We start from the raw sequence: 24,795 nt of genomic DNA on the forward strand, positions 1-24,795 counted from the left end.
GGCCCGCTCCGGCCTCTACAGCCTGGCGAGGGACTGGCAGACCTGCCGCACCAGGTCGGCCTGCCTTCCGACGCCCGCCTTGGCCAGGGCGCTCTTGAGCTGCATGCGCGCCGTACCCTCGGCAATGCCGCGATGCGCCGCGTAGTCCTTGACCGTCATCCCCCCGACGAGGTGCGCGGTCAACGTGGCCTCGGCCATTGTCAGTCCGAACAGGCTGGCCACTTCGGATGCATCGATCCGGGGAGCCGTGCCGGGCGAGCACAGCGCCAGCAAGGCCAGTTTTCGCCCCCACTTGCGCTTGTCTGCCGCATCGCGGCGCAGCACGCGCAAATGAAGGACTTCGGCCGGCTGCTCACCGGGCACGCGGCAGGTATCACCCAGCGTCCCTGCGATCGCGGCGCGGACAACGCCGGTGGCTTCGCTCGCGCCAAACTGCAATCGGCCGCCTATTTGCCTGACCTGCGGCAAGGCATCGATAAGCGCCTCGGCAGCAGCGTTCATCCAGTGGATTCCCAGATCGGCGTCACAGGCGAGCAGCGCCAGGCTGGTCGAATCCATGAAGGCCTCGGCGACCGAAAGACGCGCCTCGTATCCTGCCATGCTGGTCACCAATCGCGAGACCTGCCGAAAATGCGGCAGCAGCAGGTTGAGGAAGCGCAGGTCCTCCTCGGTCATGTCGCGCCCGTCGCCGGCGTGGCGATGAAAGATCAACGTCGTGTGTTCTCCTGGCACGGTCTTGCAGCCGAGCCAGAAACCGGCGCCGAGGCCGCAGCCTGCAAGACCGCGCCTGAGCGCCTCCCGGTCGCTTGCCGTCAGCGCAATGCAGCGCAAGTCGCTTTCGATCTCGTCCTGTCCGCGCGGTTCGGTATCGCGGCGAAACCGCGGGTTGAGCGGTGAATTCGCCCATGCGTCATGGGTTTCGGCTTCCTGGGTGGACCAGGTGTCACGCAGGCTTGTGACCGGCACCAGATCGTCCCCGTCCGTCACCAGCCGCTGAAACACCGCGCTTGCTACGCCAAGGCGCACTTTGATCGCGTCGAGGACTTCAGTCCAGCGAGCATCCTCGCCGACCGCGCCGTACATGGCCGCAACGAGATCGTTGTCGCTCACCCTTGGCCCGCACTCCTCTTCGCTCTGCCCGCCGTTTTCGATTTCAGGGCTTGCCGCGGCTGTAACCGACTTTGCGATGCGGCGATACGGTTTCCGCTACCCCGTCGACCGCGCCATGCCGCTGCGTCACGACGGCGCATCAGGCTGCCGTTCCGGCGCCGCAGACGCGAATGCGGCAAGCTTCATGCATTCCCCTTCGATCGCTGCGATCCTTCCGAAGTCGAACCTTGCGGCAAAGCGGCGTGCATTGCCCAATTGCGGAACCAGCACCACGTCGGCCAGCGTAAGCTGATCGCCAAAGCAATAAGGACCGTCGAAGTCCGCGATGAGAGTGGCAAAGGCACTGAGGCCGCTTTCGATGACCTCGGCTGCCCAGGCATTGGTCTCGCTTTCCGTCATGCCACGCCGGCGCAACATCTTGAGCACCTTCAGGTTCTGTACCGGGTGGATGTCGCAGGCGATGACTTGCGCAGCGGCGCGAACGCGGGCGCGCTCCAGAGGCGTCGGTGGCAGGAGCGGGGGATGGGGATGCAACTCGTCCAGATATTCGCAGATGGCAAGGCTCTGGGTCAGGACCGCGCCATCGCTCACCAGCGCCGGCACGAACCCTTGCGGGTTGAGCGCGAGGTAGGCTGGCGCCTGCTGATCGCCCGCCCGCAAGTCATGCGCAACGCCCTGCCATTCCAGCCCCTTCAGCCCAAGCGCGATGCGTACGCGCCACGTCGCCGTAGATCGCCAGAAACCATGCAGGATCAATGTGTCAGCCATGAGTCGGTCCACCAGTCATGCTGGTGGTATCGCCCAGGACCGTGCCGGATGCCATCCCGCGTTATCACCAAGCCGCTCAGCAAGGCCGCCCGGTCCGGGTGTTCATCATGGTCTGGAGGGGCTTGCGGCATTTACGCATAGTGGCGGAGACGGAGGGATTCGAACCCTCGGTACCGGATTTACCAGTACGACGGTTTAGCAAACCGTTGGTTTCAGCCACTCACCCACGTCTCCGGATCGCAGCGGCGAGGGCGCGCTATAACGAGGGTTGTGGGGGGCGGCAAGGGGCTCTCGGGCAAAAATCCGGCCAAATCGAAAATCATTCCGCGCAGGCGGTTCGGCGCGTTTTGGACTCGGCTCATCGCCGGTTCATTGTCGTGGGCCCAGCCTTGGATTCTGCTTGAAGGGCAGGGGTGCGCAAATGCGTGCGAAGATCGGGACGGACGGGAATTCATGATTACGATGTCGAAAGCGCGCACCTTGGTAACCGGCCTTGCCGCTTGCCTTGCGCTCACCGCGAACGCCGCTTTGGCGCAGGTCCAGACAGTTGATCCCAATTCCGTGATCGACGGTGACCTTGCACCCCAGTCCAGTGCACCGGCCTCGACGCCAACGCCCGCAGCAGTGCCCGCCGGTGCGGAAGCGGGTTCGCTTCCGGCGCTCCCGGCCGATGCCCCGCCGCCGTCGACGCAGCCCTATCAGCCTCCTGCACCTGCCACGCCGCAGGGCACAGTCGCCGCATCACCTCAGGCAGCAACCGGATCGACCTACAAGGACGATGACCTGATCGGCGCCGCCGAAGGCGTGTTCGGCAAGGGCGCTGCTGGCCTCGCCGACGTGATCAAGGACCTGCTCAAGAAGCAGGGCGAACCCAACGCCTACATCGTCGGCCGCGAAGCCGGTGGTGCGCTGGTTGTCGGCTTGCGCTACGGCTCGGGCACGCTGCACCACAAGGTCGAGGGTGAGCGCCCGGTTTACTGGACCGGCCCGTCGATCGGCTTCGACGCGGGCGCCAATGCTGCCAGCACCTTCGTTCTGGTCTACAATCTGTTCGACAGCGAGGAGCTGTACAAGCGCTTCCCCGCGGGCGAGGGCCAAGCCTACCTCGTTGGCGGTTTCCACGTCAGCTATCTGCGCAAGGGCGACACCGTGCTGATTCCCGTCCGCTCGGGGGCAGGACTGCGCCTTGGCATCAACGGCGGCTACATGAAGTTCTCGCGCAAGCAGAACTGGTTCCCGTTCTGACGGTTTCGCGCAATATCGCTGCAAATTGTCTCCCGCATACCTTATAATTGAAATGTAGGGTTGCCCCGGAGGCCTTCCGGCGGCATGGAGCCGCCGCAATTTGCTCCCCGCAAAGGAAGGCCTCATGCTCGAAAATCTTGCCGCCCAGCCCGCCGACGCACTTCTGGCGCTGATCAAGCTCCACAATGCCGATCCGCGCGCTGACAAGATTGACCTCGGCGTGGGCGTCTACCGCACGGCCGAGGGCGACACGCCGGTGTTCAAGGCGATCAAGGCCGCCGAAGCCAGGTTGCTCGAAACGCAGGATTCCAAGGCCTACCTCGGCCCTGAAGGCGACATGGGCTTTGTCCACGCGCTGATCCCCTACGTCTTCGGCAAGGACTTCGACCGTTCGAAGGTTGAAGGGATGCAGGCTCCGGGCGGCACGGGTGCCGTGCGCCTTGCCATCGAGGTGGCCAAGCGTTCGGGCGTCAAGCGCGTATGGATGGGCACGCCCTCGTGGCCCAACCACGCCCAGATCATCGCGGCTGTGGGTGTCGAGCTGAAGACCTTCAGCCACATGACTGCCGATGGCTTTGCCGATCTCGACGCGCTCAAGGCTGCGCTCGCCCAGGCTGAGCCGGGCGATGCCGTCCTCCTTCACGGCTGCTGCCACAACCCGACCGGCGTCGACTACACCGACGCGCAGTGGGACGAGATCGCCCCGCTGCTGGTCGAGCGCAAGGTTCTGCCGATCCTTGACCTTGCCTACCAGGGCCTGGGCTATGGCATGGAGGCCGACGCCTATGGCCTGCGCAAGGTTCTCTCGGTCGTTCCCGAAGCGCTGGTCGCCTACTCATGCGACAAGAACTTCGGTCTCTACCGCGATCGCGTCGGCGCGTTCTATGCCGTCACGTCTGATGCTACCGCGCTCGCCAATGCCATGGCCAACGGTGCGACGATCGCCCGCGCTTCGTGGTCGATGCCGCCCGATCACGGTGCCGCTGCGGTTCGCCTCATCCTCGCCGACGAAAGCCTGACCGCGATGTGGCTGGCCGAGCTTGACGAGATGCGCGATCGCATGCGCTGGGTGCGTGATCGCCTCGCCGCCGCGCAGCAGGTCGGCCCGATCAGCATGGCGCCGCTGGGCGTGCAGAACGGCCTGTTCTCGATGCTGCCGCTCAACGGCGAACAGATCCTCGCCATCCGCGAGAAGCATGGCGTCTACATGGCAGGTTCGGGCCGCATCAACATTGCCGGCCTGACCACAGGCAATATCGACAAGTTCGTCGAGGCCCTGCGCGACGTCGCCTGAAGCGGTACGCCTGGTTCAACGAGAAAGGGCGGGGCCTCGCGGCTCCGCCCTATTCGTTTGCGCTCAGAAATCCGCAGCCCTTGACTGCCGCCGCGCTTCGGCAAAGCTGTCGGCGCGGAACTTCTCGAAGGCCACCCGCCGGTCATATCCGGGGTCCTTCGGATAGTCCTGATACTCGGCGATGATCTCGTCGAATATCTCGCGCACTTCTTCCTTGTGGTCGGGGTGCGAGAAGATGTGCAGGCGGTTGGCCTTCATCGCCTCGATCACGCGGGCACCGATCACGTCGGGCTCCATGCCGAATTCGTGCAGGCCCTGCAGTCGCTCCACCGCACTAGGATCGACCGGCTTCATCGCGCCCTTCAGCGCCTCGGGCCGCACGTCGTCGCTGGCATAGATGTAGCTTTTCACCAAGCCGGGGCAGAGCACCGAGACGCCGATCTGATACTTCAGCAGCGAATAGTGCAGCGATTCCGAAAGCCCGCGCACCGCGAACTTGGTGGTGTTGTAGATGCCGGGGCTGCCCGCGGCGAGGAAAGCTGCCATCGAGGCGGTGTTGACCACGTGACCGCCCTTCTGCTCGCCCGCCTTCACGCGCTCCACCATGCGCGGCACAAAGGTCATCACCCCGTTGATCACGCCGTGGAGGTTGACGCCCAGCAGCCAGTCCCAGTCGTCGTAGGAGGACTCCTCGATCGGCTGGAACAGGTTCACCCCGGCATTGTTGCACAGGATCGAAACCGGCCCGAACTTCGCCTCGACCTCGTCCGCCGCAGCCTTGAAGCCATCGCGGCTGGCGACGTCCAGCTGCACGCCCATGACCTCGCGATTGTCGAGTGACGCCAGCGCCTTGTCGATCGAATCCTGCCGGATATCGGCAATGGCGACCTTGCACCCCTCGTTCAGCAGCTGGCGGACGAGCCCGATGCCCACGCCGTTCGCGCCTCCGGTGACGAAGGCGGTGCGTCCTGTGAAGTCCTTCACTTGGCGCGCCCTTCCTTCAGCCTGTTCTGCCGCGCGATCTCCTCGGTGATCGCGGGATTACGGAACAGCATGGCGAAAGTCTGCTTGTATTCCGGGTTCTCGGGCAGGTGGGTCTGCACCGCTGCCGTCGTGGCAAGGCCGCGCTCTTCCACGCCGGTCAGGAACTCGGAGTGGGTGAGGATATAGAGCTCGTCATTGAGGATGCCCTCCAGAACGCGTTCGCCCACCTGCTCCTTGGTCTGGTACAGATGCATGAAGTTGCCGCCCGATGCGCGGCGCTTGTCGGCCTCGGCATAGCCGGTGTCGGCCAGATCGGCCGGCCGCGTCTTGGCAGCATCGGCGATGTTCGATTGCACCGCGCCCGGGCAGAAGGCGCTGCAGATCACGCCGCGCGGTTCCAGTTCCGGGCGCATGCACTCCATCATCGAGGTGACCGCCGCCTTGCCCGACGAATAGATCGTGGTCATCCCCACCGGCACCAGCGCGCTCATCGATGCGGTGCAGACGATGTGCCCACCTTCGCCATGGGCAAGGATGCGCGGCAGCATCGTGACGATGCCGTTGATCGTGCCTCCTACGTTCACGCCCATGACCCAGTCCCAGTCGGCAAAGGTCGCCAGCTCGGTCGGCCCGACGACGGCAACGCCTGCATTGTTCACCAGGATGTGGATCTTGCCGAATTTCGCCTCGACCGCATCGGCCACGGTCGCGAACTGCTCGCGGTTGGTCACGTCCAGCTTCACCGCCAGCACGCGCTCGCCTCCGGCCAGCTCCTCGACCGCCGAATCGAGGTGATCCTGCCGGATGTCGGCGATGGTCACGTTCATCCCGGCACCCAGCAGCGCCTTGGCGATGCCGAGGCCGATGCCGCTGGCGCCGCCCGTCACGAATGCTGTCTTGCCCGGCAGATTCTGCATCAGATCCTCTCCATTCCTCGTCGTCCGCCGCCAGGTCTCGGTGGCGGGGAATCATTTTTCACCTTGTGTATTCACCAGCGCGAATTTGTATGCAAGACTAACAATATCGCTGCTTCGAAAAGGTCTGGCAAAGGACCGTCCCGAGAGCGGGCACGGCGAGAGAGGAGAGCACATGGCAGGTGTCGCAGTCACGGCAGTTCCCGAAGGCGGCGTTCAGCATGAACGTGCCGAGCATCCGGCAAGCGCAGCCTACTGGGCCCTGTTCGTCATCGTCCTGGCGACGTTCCTGACGTTCTTCGACGCGATCACTTTCGGCATGCTGGCAGAGCGGATCAAGCACGATTTCGGCCTCACTGATTCGCAGCTCGGGTTCCTCGCCGGGCCCGCCAGCATCATCTGCTACCTGTTCGTCGGCATTCCGCTAGCGCGCCTGGCTGACGTCTACCCGCGCAAGTACGTGCTTGGCGCAGGTGCCGCGCTTGTCGGAGTGATCATATCGGCAGGCGGTCTTGCTCAAAGCTTCGGCCAGTTCGTCGGCAGCCGGGTATTCCTTGCTGCCGGCGGTTCCGCCCATGCGCCCGCGTCCTACTCACTGCTTGCCGATGCCTTTCCGCCCAGGAAGCTCACCCGCGCCTTTGCGCTGCTGCAGTTCGGCTTCATCGGCGGCACTACCCTCGGTCCGCTCATCGGCGGCATGCTGGTGATGATGACCGCGCCGTGGGGGCCGACTCACCTCGGCCCGCTGACGATCCTCGGCTGGCAGTGGATCCTGATATTCATGGGTATCCCTTCGCTCCTCGTCGGCCTGCTGTTCCTGACGATCAAGGAGCCCCCGCGCATGGCCCCTGCGGCTGACGCGCCGATGGTCCCGGTCAATGCCACGTTCGGGCGCAAGGTGCTGACCTTCATGGGGCTGGATGCCTTTCGCGCGATCAATGCCAAGCCGCGCGTCTATTATCCGCTGTTCGGCGCGCTGGCCCTCAGCGCGGTCGAAACCTTCGGCCTGCAGTTCTGGCGCGTGCCCTTCATGATCCGCACCTTTGGCTGGAATGAAGGGCAGATCGGTGCAGCACTCGGCATCACGGTGCTGATCGCCTCGCTGTCGGGCCTGCTGCTTGGCGGCCTGTTCGTCGAATGGCTGGCCAAGCGCTACAAGGACGCAAACGTCCGCGCCGCCACTTGCTGCGCGGCCGGCGTCACCGTCTGCACCATCACTGCCATCCTGATGCCTACGGCCTGGGGTTCGCTGATCATGTTCGGGCTTTCGGGCATGTTCGGCATCGCCGGCGCCGTGCCGCAGAACGCCGCGGTCCAGCGCGTCGCACCCAACGACATGCGCGGACAAGTGACCGCCTTCTACCTGTTCATGTTCACCTTCTTCGGTGCGATGGGCAGCTACGTCGTGGGCAAGGTGCAGGACGTTCTGATCGGCGATCCCACCCAGTTGTGGAAGGCCCTGCTGATCACCGCCAGCGTGCTCATGCCACTCGCGACTTTCCTGATGTTCAAGGCAATTCGCCCCTATCACGAGGAAGTGGAGCGCCTGGAGGTAATGGGGCGTTGACAGGACTCGCACACCTCGTCAGATTGTTAGTAAGACTTACAAAATATAAGGGAGTTGGACGTGTCCGATAACAGCCAGATTGCCGCGCTCGAAAGCCGCCTGAACGATCTCGAAAAGCGCCTGACGGTGCGCGAGGATGAGCTTGATATCCGCAAGCTGCAGCATCTCTACGGCTACCTGATCGACAAGTGCATGTATAACGAGACGGTCGACCTGTTCACCGACGATGGCGAAGTGCGCTTCTTCGGCGGCGTGTGGAAAGGCAAGGAAGGCGTTCGCCGCCTCTATGTCGAACGCTTCCAGAAGCGCTTCACCTACGGCAACAACGGCCCGATCGATGGCTTCCTGCTCGATCACCCGCAGTTGCAGGACATCATCAACATCCAGCCCGATGGCGTCACCGCGCTGGGGCGCGCCCGCTCGATGATGCAGGCCGGCCGCCACAAGGACTACGAAGGCGATGCCCCGCACCTCAAGGCGCGCCAGTGGTGGGAAGGCGGCATCTACGAGAACACCTACAAGAAGGTGGACGGCGTGTGGCGGATGCACATCCTCAACTACATGCCGATCTGGCACGCCGATTTCGAAAGCGGCTGGGCCAACACCCCGCATGAATACGTGCCGTTCCCCAAGGTGACCTATCCGGAAGACCCGACCGGCCCGGACGAGCTGATCACCGATCACTGGCTGTGGCCCACGCACAAGCTCAACGCCTTCCACATGAAGCACCCGGTCACGGGTGAGGAAATGGTGGCGCAGCGCTGGCAGGGTGACATCGACCGCGAGAACGCGCGCGGCTAAACGAATGCTGGCGGGGGCCATCTCCTCCCGGCCCCCGTCGGCAACCATGGATTGGCAATGACCACTTATCCCACGCTTCACATGATCATTGATGGCGAGCGCATTTCCGGCGCAGGCCGCCGTACCCACGCCGTCGTAAATCCCGCCACCGGCGAGACCATCGGCGAGCTGCCGCTGTCCGAAGCCGCCGATCTCGATCGCGCGCTTGAAGTTGCCGCCAGGGGCTTCCGCATCTGGCGCGAAAGCACGCCGCAACAGCGCGCTGCCGTGCTTCAGGGCGCGGCTCGTCTGATGATGGAGCGGCAGGAGGACCTCGCCCGCATCGCCACGATGGAAGAGGGCAAGACCCTGCCCGAGGCGCGCATCGAAGTTCTGATGAACGTCGGTCTGTTCAATTTCTACGCCGGCGAAGTCTTCCGCATCTATGGCCGCACGCTGGTCCGCCCCGCCGGACAGCGCAGCACGATCACCCACGAACCCGTCGGCCCTGTCGCTGCCTTCGCGCCATGGAACTTCCCGCTCGGCAATCCGGGTCGCAAGCTCGGCGCGCCCATCGCCGCTGGCTGCTCGGTCATCCTCAAGGCTGCAGAAGAAACGCCCGCTTCGGCCCTTGGCGTGCTCCAGTGCCTGCTCGATGCCGGGCTGCCCAAGGAAGTGGCGCAGGCCGTGTTCGGCGTACCCGATGAAGTCAGCCGCCACCTGCTCGGCTCGCCCGTCATCCGCAAGCTTTCGTTCACCGGCTCGACCGTTGTCGGCAAGCACCTCATGCGCCTTGCCGCCGACAACATGCTGCGCACGACAATGGAATTGGGCGGCCATGGCCCGGTCCTGATCTTCGGCGATGCCGATGTGGACAAGGCCCTCGATACGATGGCCGCGTCAAAGTACCGCAATGCGGGGCAAGTCTGCGTCAGCCCCACACGCTTCATCGTCGAGGAGAACGTCTTCGAACGCTTCCGCGACGGCTTTGCCGAGCGCGTCGGCCGCATCAAGGTCGGCAACGGCCTTGAGGACGGCTCCCAGATGGGCCCGATGGCCAACGCCCGCCGACCCGAGGCGATGGACCGTCTGATCGGCGATGCTGTCACGCGCGGCGCCCGCCTCCACACCGGTGGTGAGCGCATCGGCAATGCGGGCTACTTCTACGCGCCCACAGTCCTCTCCGAAGTCCCGCTCGACGCGGCCATCATGAACGAAGAGCCGTTCGGCCCGGTCGCCTTGATCAACCCCTTCAGCGGCGAAGAGGCGATGATCACCGAGGCCAATCGCTTGCCCTATGGCCTCGCCGCCTATGCCTGGACCGAAAGCGCCTCGCGCCAGAAGCGTCTGGCTCGCGAGATCGAGACCGGCATGTTGGGTCTCAACACCACCATGATCGGCGGCGCGGACTCTCCGTTCGGTGGCGTAAGGTGGTCGGGCCACGGCGCGGAAGACGGCCCCGAAGGCGTGCTCGCCTGCATGGTCACCAAGGCCGTGCACGAAGGCTGACAGGCAGGCTTTGACGTGTTCTGGAAACCTATGGGCAACATGCTGATACTAGCGCGAAAGGGTCACCCCCTGTTGCCCGGAGCTTCCCATGCGTCCATCGCGCGCCCTGCTGGCTGCCACCAGCCTCCTGTCCGCGCCCTGCGCCATGGCCGCGCAAGAGGACGAACAGGTTTGGCTGGCCCAGTTCTCGACGATCGAGGTCGGGCAGAAAGTCCTGCTCTTTACCGATGTGCAACTGCGCTTCACCGATGGCGCGGACCGGCTTGGGCAGGTGCTGCTGCGCCCCGCCGTCGGCTATCGCATCACGCCGAGCGACACCCTGTTCCTGGGCTACGCCTACGTCCGCACCGAACCGCTGAACGGCACGCCGACCGACGAACACCGCATGTTCCAGCAGGCGCTGGTTCGCGTGGTGGGCGGCGCCGGCAAGACTACGGTGACTTCGCGCACGCGTCTCGAACAGCGCTGGCTCGAAGGTCGCTCGGGCACGGGCTGGCGCCTGCGCCAGCAGGTCAGGCTCGATGCGCCGGTGGCCAAGGGCCTCAATGCCATCGCCTGGGCCGAACCCTTCGTCAACCTCGATACCACCGCATGGGGCCAGCGCGCCGGGTTCGACCAGTTGCGCGGCTTTGCCGGGGTGGGCGTGCCCATCGCCAGGGGCATCGCCATCGAGGCGGGATATTCGGGCCAGTACGTCAATCGTTTCAACGTGCCCGATCGCATGAACCATATCGGCAGCCTGTCGCTCACCATCCGCAGATGATGGATCGCAGGCTGCCTTTCCCGGGAAGGAAGCCTGCATGACCACAGAACTCAAGACCGGAGGCGAGCAGGGTTACCTGCGCATCGCCACCGAAGAAGCCTTCGCCACGCGCGAGATCATCGACGTCTACCTGCGCATGATCCGCGATGGCACCGCCGACAAGGGCTTGGTCTCGCTCTGGGGCTTCTATGCCACCTCCCCGTCCGAGCGCGCCACCCAGATTCTCGAGCGCCTGCTCGATCTGGGTGAGCGCCGCATCGCCGACATGGACGCCACCGGCATCGACAAGGCCATCCTCGCGCTGACCTCGCCCGGTGTCCAGCCGCTGCTCGATGTCGAAGAGGCAAAGACCCTCGCAGCCCGCGCCAACGACACGCTCGCGGCTGCCTGCGAGAAGTACCCGGACCGCTACATCGGCATGGGCACCGTTGCCCCGCAGGACCCGGAATGGTCGGCTCGCGAAATCCATCGGGGTGCGAAAGAGCTCGGCTTCAAGGGCATCCAGATCAACAGCCACACGCAAGGCCGCTATCTCGACGAGGAGTTCTTCGACCCGATCTTCCGCGCCCTCGTCGAGGTTGACCAGCCGCTCTACATCCACCCCGCCACGTCGCCGGATTCGATGATCGATCCGATGCTCGAAGCCGGGCTCGATGGCGCGATCTTCGGCTTCGGCGTTGAAACCGGCATGCACCTGCTGCGCCTCATCACCATCGGCATCTTCGACAAGTACCCGAGCCTGCAGATCATGGTCGGCCACATGGGCGAGGCGCTGCCGTACTGGCTCTACCGCCTTGATTACATGCATCAGGCCGGTGTCCGTTCGCAGCGTTATGAACGCATGAAGCCGCTCAAGAAGACTATCGCCGAATACCTCCAGTCCAACGTCCTCGTCACCAATTCGGGCGTGGCGTGGGAGCCAGCGATCAAGTTCTGCCAGCAGGTCATGGGCGAAGACCGCGTGATGTATGCGATGGACTACCCCTACCAGTACGTCGCCGACGAAGTCCGCGCGATGGATGCGATGGACATGAGCGCTGAAACCAAGAAGAAGTTCTTCCAGACGAATGCGGAGAAGTGGTTCAAGCTGTGATCCGCAGGCGCAGGGAGAGAATATGACCACCGAACCGCGCCGTACCTTGGCCCCCGGCGCATGGTACGCGCTGATCCTCGTCGCGTTGACCAACGCGATGAGCCTGCTCGACCGCCAGATCCTCGCCATCCTCGCGCCCGCGATCAAGAAGGACCTGGACATCGGCGATGCCGAGATGGGTCTGCTCTATGGCACCGTCTTCGCGCTGTTCTATGCGCTGTTCTCGCTTCCCGTCGGGCGCCTTGCCGATGGCTGGGTGCGCACGCGCCTGCTGGCCATCAGCCTGCTGTTCTGGTCTACCGCCACCGGCCTTGCCGGGTTCGCCTCAAGCTTCGCCATGCTCGCCCTGTCGCGCCTCGGCGTCGGCATTGGCGAGGCGGCGACGGCGCCGGCCGGCACCTCGCTGCTCTATGACTTCTGGCCCAAGCACCGCCGCGGCTTCGTCATGTCCGTCATCGCTTCGGCCATCGCTCTCGGCCTGGGCGGCTCGCTCATCCTGGGTGGCGTCGCCGCGGCATGGTGGGACGCCAGCCATGCGGCGGGCGGGCTCAAGGGCTGGCAATTCGCCTTCCTCGTCGCTGCCGCCCCCGGCTTCGTCCTTGCCGCTTTCGTGTGGATGCTGAAGGAGCCGCAGCGCGGGCAGATGGACGGCATCGAAACCGCACCCGAAGCCCATCCCTTCGCCCGGAGCCTCGCGCTGCTCGGCTCGGTCACCCCGGGCTTCCACTGGATTGGCATGAAGGGCAGGGGCGCCAGCCCCGCCATGGTGCGCGGCAACCTTGTGGCGCTCACCCTCATCGCCGTGGCTGCTTACGCGCTCACGCTGCTGAGCAACGCGATCAGCCCCAAGCCGCCGATGCAACTCGGCAGCATAACGCTCAACCCGCACGCGTTGCAATGGAGCGTTATCGGCCTCGGCGTCTTCGTCATCGTCAACCTGATGCAGGGTATGAAGCTGGGCGATGCCCAAGCCTTCCGCGTCATCTCCCGCTCGCCCACGGTGATGATGTGCATTGCCGTGGGCACGCTGCAGTCGGTGATCAACTACGGCATGATGGCCTTCAACCCCAGCTTCCTGATCCGCACCTATGGCCTGACCATGCAGGAAACCGCGCTGCAGTTCGGCCTGCTCTCGGCTGCCATGGGCATCATCGGCCCGCTGGCATGGGGCCCGCTGTCCGATTGGTTGAACCAGCGCTTCCCCGGCGCCGGTCGCGCATGGGTCGCCCTGTTCGCGATGGCAGCTTCGCCGGTCATGTCGTTCTGGGTCTATTTCGCCGCCGATCCCGGCAGCTTCTATGCCCGCTTCCTGATCTACAGCTTCATCCTCACCGGCTGGATGCCGCCACTCTATGCGATCATGTACGATCAGGTCCTGCCGCGCATGAGAGGGCTCACCGCCAGCCTCTACCTGCTGGTGATGACGATACTTGGCATGGGCATCGGTCCCTATGTCGTGGGCCTCCTGTCCGACGCCACCGGCAGCTTGCGCACCGCGATGCTCTCCATCAACGCGGTGGCAATTCCCATCGCGGTCCTGATGCTCTTCATCGCTCGCCGCGCGCAGAGGGACGAGGCAACGCTGCTGGAGCGCGCCGCGGCCTAGCGAGGCTTCTTCGTGATCGCCGCGTTGAAGTCTGGGTCCTTGTTTGCGACCCAGTTCACGAACTTAGCGATTGCCGGGTTGGCCAGCAGAACCGAAGCATCCATCCCGGCGCGCTGCAGTTCGGAGTTTGTGAATGTGGTGATCAGCGTATTCTGGCAGATCGCATGCATCGGTACGGTCTCGCGCCCACCCCGGCTCTTGGGCACGGGGTGATGCCAGACGATGGTCGAACCGGTAGGACGCCCACAGAGCCAACATGGCGGCGGCGGCGGCGCTTCGGCCTCGTCATCGGTATCCTGCCAGGAACCGTGCTTGGAATGCTTGCGGGCCATCGGTGCGCCTTGGATCGAGGAGTCCTGCGCCCTTAGAGCGGTTTCCACCCATTCTGGTCAACCGTGACGGAGCCGATTTTCGCCCAGCGCGAGGAGCGAGCCATGCCAACGCATAGTGACCGACGAGCGACGCTGTGATGGGCGAAAGGCGGCCCGCCCGGAGGGTGGCGTCAGGAATTCCGCTGGACAGCGTTGCATCGCTTGCAGGGGCAACCAGCCCCTGCTGCGCGCTGCGTCTAGCCAGCGGAACTCCTGACGCAATCACGGTGGACCAGAATGGGTGGAAACCGCTCTAACGACTTCTCAAGTCACCCGCCACACCCAAAGCTTGATCCCCAGCGGATAGCGTGCGCCCGAGCAGACGAATATCGACCGGTTCATCCAGTCATACTTCCCCTTGGGCGCGATGAACTCGGGCACCGTGCGGAAATAATACTCCGCCGGATCGACTTCCTGCCCTGATGCCAGCCGCTGCATGACCTCCGGAGGGCCGTGCCGCAGCCCGCGATTGCGGATCTGGATCACCACCCCGTCATCGGTCTCGAGCGCATAGATCGCATCGGCCACGGTCACCCCGTCAGGCCGCGTCACCTGCCAGTCCGCCGCATTTCCGATCAGCTTGCCCCTGATCAGCGGCCCTTCCACGCGACCGCCGCCGACGATGGGAATGATCCGCCGCGTCCCGTCAAAGGTCTCGCCGATCGCCACCGGCGGCTCCAGCTCGCCGGTAGCCTCATAGACGAACTCGAGGCCCGGTTGGATCACGCAGCCATCTCCTTCTCCACCAGCCCGATCTCATCCGCATTCGCCCAGTTGCCATGCAGGCCGAAGCGCAGGCGGATGGGGATGTGCACTGTGGCCACCGGGCCCTTCTCGATCTCCAGCGCGTCGAAGATCAGCAGGTCGCTGCGCTGCTCTTCCAGCCGGTTGCAAACCTGCACGATCCAGCCGTCGCCCTCCGCAGGAGCAGAAGCGCCTTCGGGAGCATCCTTGGAGCGCGGCACGAAGCACGGTTCCTGCAGGCTCGATACCGGGCCGCACCACCAGTGCTGTTCGCGCCCCGTTTCGAAATCCTTGTGGAACAGGCAGTTCATCAGCAGTCCACCGGCACTGCCACCGCGCAGCTCGACCGGGCGTTTCATGTCCATCTCGAGGAACCAGCCGTGGCGGGTCTTGCGTCCCGCAAAGCGATCGTCGATGCGCGGGAACTCCGACGCCGTGTCCGAAAGCCTCACGATCTCGGCAAAGTCCTCGCCATTGCTTGCCATGTCGACCACCCAGTCCGTCGGGTAGCTCATCGCTTCCATGCCGTTGAACGGTGCACCGTGGACGTCGGGGAAGAACGGGAACATGTTGTTCTTCGCCTCGCACGTCACGAAGTGGACCTTCGTCCCTTCCTGCCAGGCGTTTAGCACGTGGCTTGCAAAGCAGTTGTCGCGTGTGAACCAGCGGATGTCTTCCTGACGCACGTCATCGCGGCGGGGAATGATGCCAAGGTGCACCGGCTTGGTCGTGTCGAAGCCGAAGTGCGGCATGCCCTTTTCCAGGCGGTCCCAGCTGCCGATCGAAGGCACGATGTGCAGCACCAGGTAATCCTCGGTGATGCCGAAGTCATGCATCATGCAGTAGTAGGGCACCTTGAACCACACCTCGCGGATCAGCTCGCCTGTCGGACTCACTTCCATGTAGGTCACATCGTCGGTGCACAGCCCGCTCGCGGCGTAGCCGATGGCGACCATGTTGCCGGTCCTGGGATCGACCTTGGGATGTGCGGTAAAGGTCTGCCCGGTCATCTTGCCGCCGAACTTCTCGAACCCGAACGTCTCCATCGTTGCCGGATCCATTACGAGGGCAGGGGAGTCCTCCTTCATCGCCCACAGCTTGCCGCCGAAGATGAAGGCGTTGGTGTTGGCGGTCGAACGGATCTCGCCCTTGACCGCTTCGTCATCGGTCAGCGGGTTGCGATAGGCGCCGAACAGGGCCTTTCCGGCTGCGTTCTCCAGCTTCCATTTGTCCGTCTTTGCCCAGCGTTGGCGGAAGTCCACCTGGCCGTTATGGATATGAAAGCGGGTGATCATGCCATCGCCATTGAACGCAATGTCGTCGGCAAGACGCGGAGGAAACTGCGGGTCGGGCTGGACGCGATAGAATGCGCCGTTTAACCCTTGCGGAATCGTGCCTTCGTGGGCCAGATCGGCGATATCCGCCTCGATCCGCGATGGCGTGTTGAATCCCGTGAAGCTGGGGGTGTTCGGAAATTGAGCCATGGCATCCTCCTCGCGATATTGTATGTAATGCTAACAATTAGACAAGCGCAATCGTTGGGGCCGCATTTGTTGGGGGACGGGCATTGATCAAGGACAAATTCGCCGACGCCATCGCGCCCGTCGGCCACACCGACGAGGATGACGTCGGCGCGATCAACGATATTCTCGGCTTCCACATCCGTCTCGCCCACGGCGCGTGCCTCAGGCATTTCACCGAAACCTTCACCGATCTCGATCTCACGCAGAAGCAGGTGTCGGTGCTCTGGCTGGTCGACGATCACCCCGGCATCGCCCAGACCGATCTGGCGCAGCGCCTGCGGATGGACCGCGCCACGACCATGGCGATCATCAACCGCCTTCAGGCCAAGCATTTCCTGCGGCGTGATCGCTCGCCACGGGACGGGCGCAAGCAGGCGCTGTTCCTCGAGCCCGCTGGCGTCGAAATGCTGGCCCGGGCCAAGCAGGCCATCGGCGAGCACGAGGCCTGGGTGAAAAGCCGCTTTACCGACAAGGAAGTGCGGCAACTCATCGAACTGCTTTCCAGAATCCACGAATAAGTTATATCAGATAGCAATAAGCCATTCTTGGAGAGGATTCGGGCCGCATGTCACAAACCCCGCGCGAGGTGATCGAGCAGACGCCCATGGGTGTCCGCCAGTGGATCGTGGTGGTCCTGATGGTGCTGTTGAACGCGCTTGACGGGTTTGACGTGCTGTCGAGCGCCTTTGCCGCGCCGGGTATCACCGCCGATTGGGGCATTGCCCGCCCGGCGCTGGGCGTGGTGCTTTCGGCTGAGCTGCTCGGCATGGGCTTCGGTTCGGTGCTGCTCGGTGGGGCGGCAGACCGGTATGGCCGCAAGTTTACCATGCTTGCCTGCCTCGTGCTGATGGCGATTGGCATGTATCTGGCAAGCATCGCGACGGCGGTTCAGCCGATGGTTGCCTACCGGTTCCTCACCGGCATCGGCATCGGCGGGATGCTCACCACCACCAACGCGGTGGTCGCCGAAAGCACCAACAGCCGTTGGCGCTCTGTCGCCATCGCGGTCTATGTGGCGGGCTATCCGCTGGGCGCGATCGTCGGCGGAATTGCCGCATCGGAATGGCTGCTACCCACCTACAGCTGGCACGCCGTGTTTCTGTTCGGCGCGGCGGTGACCGCAGTCCTGATCCCGGTCATCCTGGTGCTGGTGCCCGAAACGGCGGCCTATCTGGCGACGAAGCGCAATCTGGCGGGCGTGAACCGCACGCTCGCCGCGTTTGGCAAGCCTGCCATCAGCGATCTGCCGGTGATCGTGGCGGGTACCGCCAAGCCTCGGGTAACCGATATCCTGTCCAACCCCAGACTGCGCCCGGTCACCTTGCTCCTGGCGTTCGGCTACACGTTTCATTGCATCACCTTCTATTACATCCTGAAGTTCGGGGTGCAGATCGTGTCCGATTATCCGCCGGGCTATCCTCCGGCGCAGGCGGCCACGGTGCTGACATACGCCAACATCGGCGGGTTCCTGGGCAGCGCGCTTTTCGGCTTCGTGATGGCGCGGCTGGGGGTCAGGTGGCCGACCGCGCTGATGCTGCTGATCGGCGCGATGCTGGTGGCCTGGTTCGGCACCGGGCGTGATACGCTCAATGCGTGGCAAATGGCGACGATGATCGCCGGTTTCTTTACCAATGCGGCGATCAGCGGCTACTATGCCGCCTTTGCGCGCGGCTTCCCGGCCTATGCGCGGGCCACCGGCACAGGTTTCGCGCTGGGCGTCGGGCGGCTGGGGGCTGCGGGCAGTCCGTTGCTGGCGGGCACCCTGTTCGGGTGGTTGGGAGATGACCAACTGCTGACGGTGTCGATCATCATGGCAATGGGCTCGGTTCTCAGCCTCGTGCTGTTCCTGATGCTGCCCGAGCGCGATGGCGACGACGTGATGGCGGATCAGCCTGCGGGGTAGGATCACTTCAGCATCCTTGACCGGATCGAAGGGGGTGGAATGCGCGTGACCAGAAGCCTCGTTTCGCCCCTCGTCTGCATGGCCCTGTTATGGGGGAGTTGCGGGGGAGTTGCCGCAGAGTCACCCCAGAGTTCGCGAGAGTTGGAAAGTTCTTCTCCACTGGTCTGGGACGGCCATAACGACGTCCCCGAGCAGCTCCGCGAACGCCGCAAGGATGTTCTGGAAGGCTTTGATTTCAATGACACGCGCAGCGTCGGGATGATGACCGACTTGCCCAGAATGCGCGCCGGAAATGTGGGAGCGCAGTTCTGGTCGGTCTATGTCTCGGCCGATCTGCCAGAGCCGCAGGCGGTGCAGGCCACGCTTGAACAGATCGACGTGATGAAGCGCCTGATCGCGCGGCACCCGGCTGAAATGCAGTTCTGCATCGACACGGCCTGCGTTGAAAAAGCGTGGAAATCAAAGAAGATAGCCTCACTCCTCGGCATGGAGGGCGGCCATTCGATAGGCGGCTCGCTGGGCGTCCTGCGCCAGATGCATGAGCTCGGCGCACGCTACATGACGCTGACGCATTTCAGGAACAATGCCTGGGCCGACAGCGCCACCGACGCCCCCGCGCACGATGGTCTGACGCCGTTCGGAAGACAAGTTGTCAAGGAAATGCAACGGCTTGGCATGCTGGTCGACCTCGCCCACGTCAGCGAGGCGACCATGCGTGACGTGGTGGCGCTGGGCGGTCCGCCGCCGATCGTAAGCCACTCCAACGCCCGTGCGATCAACCACCACGCCCGCAATGTCTCGGACGAGACGCTGAAGGCGATCGGCGTTGCTGGCGGCATCGTCATGGTCAACTTCTATCCGCCCTATGTCGTTGAAGCGGCACGACAATGGAGCGCTGCGCGGGACGCCGAAGCGGCGCGCGCCAAGGCGCTCAATCGTGGCGATCCCGCCGCCGAGAAGGCGGCGCTCGCGGCATGGGACAAGGCTAACCCGATGCCGCGCGGCAGCGTCAAGGACGTCGCGGATCATATTGATCACATTGCAAAATTGATCGGCGTCGGCCACGTCGGCCTCGGCGGAGACCTTGATGGTGTCGAGGCGACGGTGCAGGGCATGGAGGACGTCTCGACCTACCCCGTGCTCTTCGCCGAACTGTCCCGGCGCGGCTGGTCGAAGGCGGATCTCGGGAAGCTTGCCAGCGGTAACATCCTGCGGGTGATGAAGGCTGCCGAGGCTTATGCCGCCGCGCACCACAGCGATGCCCCGCTTGAAAGCGCGACGACGTTCTGACGTTTCATTTCGCCGCCATTTTCGCTCTCGACGCAAGGGCGGGAAGGCGGCAAGATAGTTTGGTTCAATAACAATCTGGACGGAGAGACCACCTTGTTTACCCACACTTTCCTTGGCACCAATGACATCGAAAAGTCGCGCAAGTTCTACAGCGCGGTAATGCAGACTCTCGGTCACAATGCGGTGGAACTGCCGCACGGCACGCTGTTCCCTTCGCCCAACGGCTCGCTGATCGTGGCGAAGCCAAGCAACGGCGAAGCGCACACCGTCTCCAATGGCTACACGCTCGGCTTCAAGGCGGCCGATTCCTCGGTGGTTGATGCCTGGCACGCCGCAGGCCTTGCTAACGGCGGCACCTGCGAAGGTCAGCCGGGCGTTCGCGAAAACTCGCCGGGCAAGCAGTATGGCGCCTACCTGCGCGATCCGGATGGCAACAAGATCTGCGCTTTCGCGCCCAATCCCAACGCCTGATCGCCAGCCGCCCCGGTATCGAGCCGGGGCGGCCTTCACATGTCCGTGATCCCGTAAGGAACCAGATCGCGGGCATGCGGGTCGACCACGATGGCGCGGTCGCTGGGCGGGAAGGCGCGCTGGTCGCACTTGTCGCGCGGGCAGATGCGGCAGGAAATGCCGATCCGCGTCACGGCCTCGGGTCGTGCGAGATTGATCCCGTCGGCATAGATGAACTCGTCGGCCAGCGCGGCTTCGCAGCCCAGGGCCACGGCGTAGCGGCGCGGTATGCGATAATAGCTGCCCGAAGGCTTCACCAGGCCCTTGGCAATCGAGACATAGCGCACGCCATCAGGCATTTCCGCGGCCTGTACGTGGATGCGATCGGGGATCGCTACGGCTTCGTGCACCACCCATAGCGGGCAGGCACCGCCGAAGCGGGCGAACTGAAGGCGTGTGGCCGAGTGGCGCTTGGTGATGTTGCCGGCCATGTCGACGCGGCAGAAGAACATCGGAATCCCGCGCGCCTGCGGGCGCTGCAGCGTCGACAGGCGATGGCAGACCTGCTCGAAGCTGGCCCCGAAAGTCAGGCGCAGCTGATCGATATCATGCCGCAGCGCACGGGCGCGGGTGCGGAACCATTCGTAGGGCATGATCAGCGCGCCTGCCGCATAATTGCCCAGGCCTACAGTCAGGAGCTGGCGCGCGGCGTCCGATTGCAGCGTTGCCTCGCCGACGATGGCGCTGATTTCATCGCGCAGGGCTTCGGCCGCCAGCTGGTATGCGATCTGGAACCGGGCGGATTCGATCGGCTGGTTGGGGTCTATGGTGAGGCGGCGCGCTTCGGGGTCGAAGCGCCGCATTGCCCCGCCGCTGACCTGTTCAACCGCGATGCCGCGACTCTCCAGCCAGCTTGCCATTTGCGCCGATGTCGGCGTCAGCCCGGTGCCGGATAGTCGCACCGCCAGTCGTTCGGCGGCGCGGTCGATGGTATCGACGTAGTTGTTGGCGTGGTGGAACCAATCGCGCACTTCTTCCCACGGCAGGCGGCCGCCGGAGATACTGTCCGATCCCAGCGCCTCGTCGATGGCTTCGAGCCGCTGGACCGAGCGGCGGTGCTGGTCCCACAACTGGGCGAAGGCCTGGGCGAAGGCGGGGTATTGCTCTGCAACGCGCTCCACCTGATCGCCGGGAAGCATCTGGCCCAGCATCGGATCGGCGGTGGCATCGCGCAAGGCGGAAAGCACCGGCTCGACCCGGTCGGCAGCGAAGTCCTGCCATTCGACCGGAAAGCTCTGCTGCAACCGGTCGGTCAGCGCAGGGGTCAGGGGGCGCTCGTCATTCTCGATCTGCGAGAGATAGGAGGCGCTGATCCCCAGAAGCGATGCCATCTCGCCCTGGCGCAGCTTTCGCGTGACGCGCAGAGCCTTGAGTTGTTCGCCTGCAAACAAGCGGCGTCGCGCCATTTATCCCGTCCCCCAGCTCCGGCCGGTTTTGCAAAGTGATCCTTCGCAAGTTTGCAGAATAACATTGGACTTGGCAAGCGGCGTGGCGCAGTTGGAACGCCGATCCGCGCCCGGTGTCGTTCCGGCAGGGCGCGGGCGCGGCTCTGGCGTGGCGCCTCGGGGAGGAGGAGCAGGCCGGAGTCGCAGCAGAAAACGGTCCGCCAGTCAGAAGAAGGGATGCCACGCATGTCCGCCAATATCGCCGAAATGGAAAAGCGCCGGGAAGCCGCGCGGCTGGGTGGCGGGCAGAAGCGCATCGATGCCCAACATGCCAAGGGCAAGCTGACCGCACGCGAACGCCTCGAAGTGCTGCTGGATGAGGGCAGCTTCGAGGAAGTGGACATGTACGTCGAGCATAACTGCGTCGACTTTGGCATGCCCGACACCGTCATTCCGGGCGATGGCGTGGTCACCGGATCGGGCACGATCAACGGCCGTCTGGTCTATGTGTTCAGCCAGGACTTCACGGTGTTCGGCGGATCGCTTTCGGAACGGCACGCACAGAAGATCTGCAAGATCATGGACATGGCGCTGAAGGTCGGCGCGCCGGTGATCGGCCTCAACGATTCCGGCGGCGCACGCATCCAGGAAGGCGTGGCCTCGCTCGGCGGCTATGCCGAGGTGTTCCAGCGCAACGTGCTGGCCTCGGGCGTGGTGCCGCAGCTTTCGCTGATCATGGGGCCGTGCGCGGGCGGCGCGGTCTATTCGCCTGCCATGACCGACTTCATCTTCATGGTGAAGGACAGCTCGTACATGTTCGTCACCGGCCCGGATGTGGTCAAGACCGTGACCAACGAGGTCGTCAGCCAAGAGGAACTGGGCGGCGCGGTGACGCACACGACCAAGACCTCGGTCGCCGACCTCGCGCTGGAGAACGACATCGAGGCGCTGCTGGCGGCGCGCGATTTCTTCGATTACCTGCCGCTGTCGAACCGCCAGGACGTGCCCGAGCGGCCCACCTCGGATCCTTACGACCGCCTCGAGCCCAGCCTCGATACCATCGTGCCGGCTTCGGCGACGCAGCCCTATGACATGCACGAAGTCATCCGCAAGACAGTGGACGAGGGCGAGTTCTTCGAGATCCAGCCCAAGCATGCCGCGAACATCATCTGCGGTTTCGGGCGCGTCGAAGGCCGCACCGTGGGTGTGGTCGCCAACCAGCCGATGGTGCTGGCAGGTGTGCTCGACATCAACTCCTCCAAGAAGGCCGCGCGGTTCGTGCGCTTCTGCGATGCGTTCAACATTCCGATCGTGACCTTCGTCGACGTTCCGGGCTTCCTCCCCGGCACGGCGCAGGAGCACAATGGCATCATCAAGCACGGCGCCAAGCTGCTCTTCGCCTATGCCGAGGCGACCGTCCCGAAGATCACCGTCATCACCCGCAAGGCCTATGGCGGCGCCTATGACGTGATGGCCTCCAAGCACCTGCGCGGCGACCTCAACTACGCCTGGCCGACCGCCGAAATCGCGGTGATGGGTGCCAAGGGCGCGGTCGAGATCATCTTCCGCGGGCTTTCCGCCGAAGAGCAGGCGGTGAAGACCAAGGAATACGAGGACCGCTTCGCCAACCCGTTCGTGGCGGCGAGCAAGGGCTTCGTCGACGAGGTGATCCACCCGCACTCGACGCGCCGCCGTGTCGCGCTGGGTCTCAGGAAGCTCAAGAACAAGAGCCTCGAGAACCCGTGGAAGAAGCACGACAACATTCCGCTCTGATTTGCCCCACGGTTTTGGAAAGACTGACAATGACCGACATCTACATCGTCTCGGGCGCGCGTACCGCCATCGGCTCGTTCGGCGGCGGCCTTGCCTCGCTGCGTCCGGCCGAAACCGGCGCGATTGTCATCAAGGAAGCGATTGCCCGCGCCGGGATCACGCCTGACAAGGTGCAGAACGTGGTGATCGGCACGGTCGTGCCGACCCAGCCCAAGGATGCCTATGTCAGCCGCGTCGCGGCGGTAAACGCGGGCGTGCCGATCGAGGCTCCCGCCATGAACGTCAACCGCTTGTGCGGTTCGGGCCTGCAGGCGATCGTCTCGGCGGCGCAGGGCATTGCCCTTGGTGAGCAGGACATTGCCATCGGCGGCGGCGCTGAAAGCATGTCGAACGCGCCGCACATGGTGCTGACCGCGCGCAATGGGCAGAAGATGGGCGACCAGGTGCTGATGGACGCCATGCTCGGCGCGCTGCACGATCCGTTCGAGAACATCCACATGGGCGTGACGGCGGAGAACGTGGCCGAGCGCTGCGCGATCAGCCGCGAGGAGCAGGACGCGCTGGCGGTGGAAAGCCACAAGCGTGCGGCCGCAGCCATCGCAGCGGGCTACTTCAAGGAGCAGATCGTCCCGGTCGAGATCAAGACCCGCAAGGGCGTAACGGTGTTCGATACGGATGAGCACGTGCGCGCCGATGCCTCGGTCGAGGCGATGGCTGGCCTCAAGCCGGTGTTCAAGAAGGACGGCACGGTTACCGCCGGCAACGCGAGCGGAATCAACGACGGCGCGGCAGCGGTCGTGCTCGCCAGCGGCAAGGCGGTTGAAGAGCATGGGCTGAAGCCGATGGCCAGGATCCTCGGCTGGGGCCATGCGGGCGTGGAACCGAACGTCATGGGCCTTGGCCCGGTCAAGGCCGTGCCGGTGGCGCTGGCGCGCGCGGGTCTGACGCTCGACCAGATCGACGTGATCGAAAGCAACGAGGCTTTTGCGGCGCAGGCGTGCGGCGTGGCCAAGGAACTGGGCTTCGATCCGGCAAAGACCAACGTCAACGGCTCGGGCATCTCGCTCGGCCATCCGATCGGTGCGACCGGCGCGATCCTGACGATCAAGACGATGTACGAACTGCACCGCACCGGTGGGCGCTATGGCCTCATCACCATGTGCATCGGCGGCGGTCAGGGCATCGCCATGGTCATCGAGAAGGTCTGAACATGAAACTGGGCCGCCTCAACCACGTGGGCGTTGCAACGCCGGACATCGACGCTTCCATCGCGTTCTATCGTGACGTGATGGGCGCAAGTGACATCACCGAGCCGTTCGTGCTGGAAAGCCAGCAGGTGCGGGTGTGCTTCGTCAATACGCCGGGCGAGAACGGCACGGCGGGGACGCAGATCGAGCTGATCCAGCCGACCAGCCCGGACAGCGCAGTGGGCAAGTGGCTCGCGGCCAATCCCTTGGGCGGGCAGCACCACCTTTGCTACGAAGTGCCCGATATTCACGAGGCCAAGGCCTGGTTCGAGGGGCAGGGCAAGCGCGTGCTCGGCGAACCCCGCATCGGTGCGCACGGGACGCTGATCTTCTTCGTGCACCCCAAGGACATGGGCGGGCAGCTGACCGAGATCATGGAGACGCCCAAGGACGGGCATCATTGAGGGTGAGAGAAC

At 64.3% G+C, this 24,795-nt stretch carries 23 protein-coding genes and 1 tRNA gene; 15 read left to right on the top strand and 9 right to left on the bottom strand.

What is annotated here, in order from left to right; genetic code table 11:
* Positions 1 to 15 precede the first annotated feature (15 nt).
* The 3 genes from NJ75_RS04390 to NJ75_RS04400 all read right to left on the bottom strand — a co-directional run bounded on the left by NJ75_RS04390 (position 16) and on the right by NJ75_RS04400 (position 2,112).
* Entirely contained in the window at positions 16 to 1,110 is a 1,095-nt protein-coding gene (locus tag NJ75_RS04390; protein ID WP_039331785.1) for a helix-turn-helix transcriptional regulator, read from the bottom strand.
* Positions 1,111 to 1,236: 126 nt separating this feature from the next.
* Complete coding sequence (maiA, locus tag NJ75_RS04395; RefSeq protein ID WP_211257931.1) at positions 1,237 to 1,878, bottom strand: maleylacetoacetate isomerase; 642 nt, start codon at positions 1,876 to 1,878, stop codon at positions 1,237 to 1,239.
* A 141-nt stretch (positions 1,879 to 2,019) separates the two neighbouring features.
* Positions 2,020 to 2,112: transfer RNA gene (locus tag NJ75_RS04400), tRNA-Ser, on the bottom strand.
* A 228-nt stretch (positions 2,113 to 2,340) separates the two neighbouring features.
* Here NJ75_RS04400 and NJ75_RS04405 point away from each other — a divergent pair.
* Positions 2,341 to 3,123: a DUF1134 domain-containing protein gene (locus tag NJ75_RS04405; protein ID WP_230487860.1), complete on the top strand. Its 783-nt coding sequence runs from the start codon at positions 2,341 to 2,343 to the stop codon at positions 3,121 to 3,123.
* Between the two features lie 124 nt (positions 3,124 to 3,247).
* Complete coding sequence (locus NJ75_RS04410) at positions 3,248 to 4,417, top strand: amino acid aminotransferase (protein ID WP_039331789.1); 1,170 nt, start codon at positions 3,248 to 3,250, stop codon at positions 4,415 to 4,417.
* Positions 4,418 to 4,480: 63 nt separating this feature from the next.
* On the opposite strand, the gene NJ75_RS04415 is transcribed toward NJ75_RS04410, so the two are convergent.
* Positions 4,481 to 5,401, bottom strand: a complete 921-nt coding sequence (locus NJ75_RS04415) for an SDR family NAD(P)-dependent oxidoreductase (protein ID WP_039331791.1) — start codon at positions 5,399 to 5,401, stop codon at positions 4,481 to 4,483.
* Entirely contained in the window at positions 5,398 to 6,318 is a 921-nt protein-coding gene (locus NJ75_RS04420) for an SDR family NAD(P)-dependent oxidoreductase (RefSeq protein WP_039331793.1), read from the bottom strand. The genes NJ75_RS04415 and NJ75_RS04420 overlap by 4 nt, the downstream gene beginning before the upstream one ends.
* 172 nt (positions 6,319 to 6,490) lie before the next feature.
* On the opposite strand from NJ75_RS04420, the gene NJ75_RS04425 reads away from it, so the two are divergent.
* The 6 genes from NJ75_RS04425 (at position 6,491) to NJ75_RS04450 (ending at position 13,633) form a co-directional block, all read left to right on the top strand.
* Positions 6,491 to 7,882 (top strand): MFS transporter, encoded by a 1,392-nt coding sequence (locus NJ75_RS04425; RefSeq protein WP_052241987.1) that lies wholly within the window; start codon positions 6,491 to 6,493, stop codon positions 7,880 to 7,882.
* A gap of 60 nt (positions 7,883 to 7,942) precedes the next feature.
* A complete protein-coding gene (locus NJ75_RS04430) occupies positions 7,943 to 8,683 on the top strand; it encodes a nuclear transport factor 2 family protein (RefSeq protein ID WP_039331973.1) in 741 nt (246 codons plus the stop codon).
* A gap of 57 nt (positions 8,684 to 8,740) precedes the next feature.
* Positions 8,741 to 10,171: an NAD-dependent succinate-semialdehyde dehydrogenase gene (locus tag NJ75_RS04435; protein ID WP_039331795.1), complete on the top strand. Its 1,431-nt coding sequence runs from the start codon at positions 8,741 to 8,743 to the stop codon at positions 10,169 to 10,171.
* A gap of 88 nt (positions 10,172 to 10,259) precedes the next feature.
* On the top strand, positions 10,260 to 10,934 hold the full coding sequence (locus NJ75_RS04440; protein ID WP_039331797.1) for a DUF2490 domain-containing protein: 675 nt from the start codon (positions 10,260 to 10,262) through the stop codon (positions 10,932 to 10,934).
* A gap of 37 nt (positions 10,935 to 10,971) precedes the next feature.
* Positions 10,972 to 12,027, top strand: a complete 1,056-nt coding sequence (locus NJ75_RS04445; protein ID WP_039331799.1) for an amidohydrolase family protein — start codon at positions 10,972 to 10,974, stop codon at positions 12,025 to 12,027.
* A 22-nt stretch (positions 12,028 to 12,049) separates the two neighbouring features.
* Positions 12,050 to 13,633 carry an MFS transporter gene (locus NJ75_RS04450; RefSeq protein WP_039331802.1) on the top strand — a complete coding sequence of 528 codons (1,584 nt, stop codon included), beginning with the start codon at positions 12,050 to 12,052 and terminating at the stop codon, positions 13,631 to 13,633.
* Here NJ75_RS04450 and NJ75_RS04455 read toward each other — a convergent pair.
* The 3 genes from NJ75_RS04455 to NJ75_RS04465 all read right to left on the bottom strand — a co-directional run bounded on the left by NJ75_RS04455 (position 13,630) and on the right by NJ75_RS04465 (position 16,232).
* Positions 13,630 to 13,965 (bottom strand): hypothetical protein, encoded by a 336-nt coding sequence (locus tag NJ75_RS04455; protein WP_039331803.1) that lies wholly within the window; start codon positions 13,963 to 13,965, stop codon positions 13,630 to 13,632. The genes NJ75_RS04450 and NJ75_RS04455 overlap by 4 nt on opposite strands.
* A 303-nt stretch (positions 13,966 to 14,268) precedes the next feature.
* Positions 14,269 to 14,730: a DUF3237 domain-containing protein gene (locus NJ75_RS04460; protein ID WP_039331805.1), complete on the bottom strand. Its 462-nt coding sequence runs from the start codon at positions 14,728 to 14,730 to the stop codon at positions 14,269 to 14,271.
* On the bottom strand, positions 14,727 to 16,232 hold the full coding sequence (locus NJ75_RS04465; RefSeq protein ID WP_039331806.1) for a carotenoid oxygenase family protein: 1,506 nt from the start codon (positions 16,230 to 16,232) through the stop codon (positions 14,727 to 14,729). The genes NJ75_RS04460 and NJ75_RS04465 overlap by 4 nt, the downstream gene beginning before the upstream one ends.
* An 83-nt stretch (positions 16,233 to 16,315) precedes the next feature.
* Here NJ75_RS04465 and NJ75_RS04470 point away from each other — a divergent pair, with 83 nt between their 5' ends.
* From NJ75_RS04470 to NJ75_RS04485, 4 genes are all read left to right on the top strand, one after another.
* On the top strand, positions 16,316 to 16,789 hold the full coding sequence (locus NJ75_RS04470; protein WP_039331808.1) for a MarR family winged helix-turn-helix transcriptional regulator: 474 nt from the start codon (positions 16,316 to 16,318) through the stop codon (positions 16,787 to 16,789).
* Between the two features lie 47 nt (positions 16,790 to 16,836).
* Complete coding sequence (locus tag NJ75_RS04475) at positions 16,837 to 18,174, top strand: MFS transporter (RefSeq protein ID WP_174544566.1); 1,338 nt, start codon at positions 16,837 to 16,839, stop codon at positions 18,172 to 18,174.
* A gap of 141 nt (positions 18,175 to 18,315) precedes the next feature.
* The gene (locus tag NJ75_RS04480; RefSeq protein WP_236727054.1) at positions 18,316 to 19,464 is read left to right on the top strand and encodes a dipeptidase; all 1,149 of its coding nucleotides are present in this window, start codon (positions 18,316 to 18,318) and stop codon (positions 19,462 to 19,464) included.
* A 93-nt stretch (positions 19,465 to 19,557) separates the two neighbouring features.
* Positions 19,558 to 19,935, top strand: a complete 378-nt coding sequence (locus NJ75_RS04485; protein ID WP_039331812.1) for a VOC family protein — start codon at positions 19,558 to 19,560, stop codon at positions 19,933 to 19,935.
* A 35-nt stretch (positions 19,936 to 19,970) separates the two neighbouring features.
* Here NJ75_RS04485 and NJ75_RS04490 read toward each other — a convergent pair whose 3' ends face one another.
* Positions 19,971 to 21,380 carry a helix-turn-helix domain-containing protein gene (locus tag NJ75_RS04490; protein ID WP_039331814.1) on the bottom strand — a complete coding sequence of 470 codons (1,410 nt, stop codon included), beginning with the start codon at positions 21,378 to 21,380 and terminating at the stop codon, positions 19,971 to 19,973.
* A 225-nt stretch (positions 21,381 to 21,605) separates the two neighbouring features.
* On the opposite strand from NJ75_RS04490, the gene NJ75_RS04495 reads away from it, so the two are divergent.
* From NJ75_RS04495 to mce, 3 genes are read left to right on the top strand one after another with little or no spacing between them, the layout of a single operon-like run.
* A complete protein-coding gene (locus NJ75_RS04495) occupies positions 21,606 to 23,132 on the top strand; it encodes an acyl-CoA carboxylase subunit beta (protein ID WP_039331816.1) in 1,527 nt (508 codons plus the stop codon).
* Between the two features lie 29 nt (positions 23,133 to 23,161).
* On the top strand, positions 23,162 to 24,340 hold the full coding sequence (locus NJ75_RS04500; protein ID WP_039331818.1) for an acetyl-CoA C-acyltransferase family protein: 1,179 nt from the start codon (positions 23,162 to 23,164) through the stop codon (positions 24,338 to 24,340).
* Positions 24,341 to 24,342: 2 nt separating this feature from the next.
* Positions 24,343 to 24,783 (top strand): methylmalonyl-CoA epimerase, encoded by a 441-nt coding sequence (mce, locus tag NJ75_RS04505; RefSeq protein WP_039331821.1) that lies wholly within the window; start codon positions 24,343 to 24,345, stop codon positions 24,781 to 24,783.
* Positions 24,784 to 24,795: the final 12 nt, after the last annotated feature.

The sequence above is a fragment of the Novosphingobium subterraneum genome (genome assembly GCF_000807925.1).
GTDB classification, from domain to species: Bacteria; Pseudomonadota; Alphaproteobacteria; order Sphingomonadales; family Sphingomonadaceae; genus Novosphingobium; species Novosphingobium subterraneum.